Origin of the sequence: Candidatus Magnetaquicoccus inordinatus (genome assembly GCF_004217665.1) — a bacterium.
Classification (GTDB): Bacteria; Pseudomonadota; Magnetococcia; order Magnetococcales; family Magnetaquicoccaceae; genus Magnetaquicoccus; species Magnetaquicoccus inordinatus.
The window spans coordinates 1-2,706 of record NZ_RXIU01000180.1; the positions used below are offsets into that span (position 1 = coordinate 1).

The window sequence follows — 2,706 nt, forward strand, 5'->3', positions numbered from 1 at the left end:
TGGGAGGGCGGACGCCCGACATGCACAGTTTCGTTTGTGGCAACAATGAGGAAATTGGCAAATGCGATTGCCCTGGGATGGAATCCCTGGGATGTTGCTTTTAATTTTTTGCTTTTGGCGCGCCTAATGGAAGCAAGCTGTGCGCATTGGCGCGTCTTTTTGCACCGATGCGCACAGCATCCCCATGGGGGTAGAGCTGGAGAGCCCGCACGAACCGGAAGAGTAACGGCAAGTTTGTGCACCTTTTTCATGTGTGTCATTGGATGTTGGGATGAACAGGATCGATAGCCTATTTGCGGAAAATCGGGATCCGGCGGCCTTTGCGGGGGGCTATTTGCGTTATTTGGCGCAACTGTGTGCCAAGATGGATCCGCAGGAGATCGGGCGGTTTATGGAGGTGTTGTTGCAGGCCAGGGAGAGGGGTGCACGGATCTTTTTTTTAGGCAATGGTGGCAGTGCGGCGACAGCCAGCCATTTTGCCAACGATATAGCCATTGGTACGCGCAGTCGGGAGAAGCCGTTTCGGGCCATCAGTTTGTGTGACAATTTGGCGATGATTACGGCGATTGGCAATGATTATGGATATGAGCAGATTTTTCTGCGTCAGTTGGAGAATCAGATGCAGGAGGGGGATGTTGTGGTAGCCATTTCTGCATCGGGCAATTCGCCCAATGTGTTGCAGGCGGTAGAGTTTGCCAACAGTCGGGGCAATGTGACGGTAGGATTGACTGGTTTTGCGGGTGGGCGTTTGCGCGAGATAGTGGGCATCAGTGTCCATGTTCCGACCTTGCCTGGGGAGTATGGGCCGGTGGAGGATCTGCATATGATTATTGACCATTTGGTGGGTGCCTTTTTGATGCAGAGGGTGCGTCAGGAGATTTCTGTGCTGGAATAGGTCCAGGGCAAGTGCAAAAGAATAAAAAAGTTATTATGGAGGTCCAGGAGGAGATTATCTCCTCCTGGTGGGTTGCAAGGGCAAAGCCATTGCATCTAGCGGCGTTTCACAGAAGCGAATGCGTTAGCATTCGCGCACGCCGCGACAATCTGTGCCCCGCAGGGGCACGCTTTGGGAGGGCGGACGCCCGACCTGCACCGTGTCAGTTTGTGGCAACGCTGCGGATATGAGCAAAAGCGGTGTCCTTTGGTACAGAAACGAGCAAAAGCGGTGTCCTTTGGTACAGAAACGAGCAAAAGCGGTGTCCTGGCAAGAGATTGGGGTTTATTGACGTGCTGTGTGTGAATCGGGATTGATGTTGTTATGGGGAGTCAGAGAGTGATGAGTGGAGCAAAGCCGATTGCCGTGGTGACGGGAGGGGCAGGATTTATTGGCAGTCACATGGTAGATTTATTGTTAGCCAATGGTTATCGGGTGCGGATTCTGGACAATTTGCAGGGGGGGCATTTAAGCAATCTGGCGCATCTGCAGAATGAGCCGGATGTGCATTTTGAGCAGGGGGATATTCGTGATTTGGCTGCCGAGAGTCTGTTGTTTCGGGATGTTCAGCATGTTTATCATTTTGCTGGGATTGGTGATATTGTGCCTTCGATGGAGCAGCCGATTGACTATATGGCGACCAATGTGCAGGGTACGGTACGGGTTTTGGAGGCGGCACGCAGTGGGGGGCGGCACACCTTGCAGCGTTTTGTGTATGCGGCTTCTTCCTCATGTTATGGTTTGGCGGCGACGCCGACGCTGGAGGATTTTCCCATTCAGCCGCAATATCCCTATGCTTTGAGTAAAAATCTGGGGGAGCAGGTGGTCTTGCACTGGCGGCAGGTATATGACATGCCGGTTAATTCGTTACGCATTTTTAACGCTTATGGGCCGCGGGTACGCACCACAGGGGCATACGGGGCGGTTTTTGGGGTTTTTTTCCGGCAAAAGCTGGCGGGAAAGCCTTATACGGTGGTAGGCGATGGCACGCAGACGCGGGATTTTATTTATGTGACTGATGTAGCGCGAGCCTTTTACATGGTGGCCTGTAGTGATCGTGAGGGGGAGATTTATAATGTAGGGGCCAACAATCCGCAGTCGGTTTTGCGTTTGGTAGAGTTGTTGGGTGGCGAGGTGATCTTTGTGCCGAAGCGACCTGGGGAGCCGGATTGTACGTGGGCGGAGACGGCGAAGATTAATCGGGAGATTGGCTGGTATCCGCAGGTTGATTTTCCGACTGGGGTGCGGACCATGTTGCAGGATATAGCGCGCTGGAATGATGCGCCGTTATGGGATCCAGAGAGTATTGCCAAGGCGACGGAGAGTTGGTTCAAATATTTGGGCAAGGAGAGGTAAAGAGTAGAAGCGCACAACAAGCCGACGCGCTGTTTGCGTTGGTTTAAGTGCCTTGTGGACGCAAGCTGTGCGGATTGAAGCGCTTTTTTGCGCCGATGGGCACAGCCTTCCCATGGGTGTTGCGAGGATATTTGCGCAGTCAGGCAGCACTCGGACTATTTATCACCCGGAGTTGTTCCGGCAACTGTTCGCTAAGGAGAGATGATGGAACGCATCTCAGGTGAAGATCAAGAGATTCTCGACTGTATGCAGAAGGTGGTGATGGAGCTATTGGAGCGCAAGCGACGTTTAGGACAATATGCCATTATCTGGGAGGATGGTCGCCCGGTACGCATCAGTGGCAGCGAAATCCAGCAGATAATAGATCAACATGCAAACAATGATTTTGCTCGGCAGAGTCATTCATAAGAAGCGCA

3 protein-coding genes are annotated in these 2,706 nt (G+C 52.7%); all 3 read left to right on the forward strand.

What is annotated here, in order from left to right; genetic code table 11:
- The first annotated feature begins 271 nt into the window (after window positions 1-271).
- The 3 genes from EJP87_RS12025 to EJP87_RS12035 all read left to right on the forward strand — a co-directional run bounded on the left by EJP87_RS12025 (window position 272) and on the right by EJP87_RS12035 (window position 2,698).
- On the forward strand, window positions 272-895 hold the full coding sequence (locus tag EJP87_RS12025; protein WP_130472121.1) for a D-sedoheptulose-7-phosphate isomerase: 624 nt from the start codon (window positions 272-274) through the stop codon (window positions 893-895).
- Window positions 896-1,276: 381 nt separating this feature from the next.
- Complete coding sequence (locus EJP87_RS12030; RefSeq protein ID WP_130472122.1) at window positions 1,277-2,290, forward strand: GDP-mannose 4,6-dehydratase; 1,014 nt, start codon at window positions 1,277-1,279, stop codon at window positions 2,288-2,290.
- 201 nt (window positions 2,291-2,491) lie between these two features.
- The gene (locus EJP87_RS12035) at window positions 2,492-2,698 is read left to right on the forward strand and encodes a hypothetical protein (protein WP_227657606.1); all 207 of its coding nucleotides are present in this window, start codon (window positions 2,492-2,494) and stop codon (window positions 2,696-2,698) included.
- Window positions 2,699-2,706: the final 8 nt, after the last annotated feature.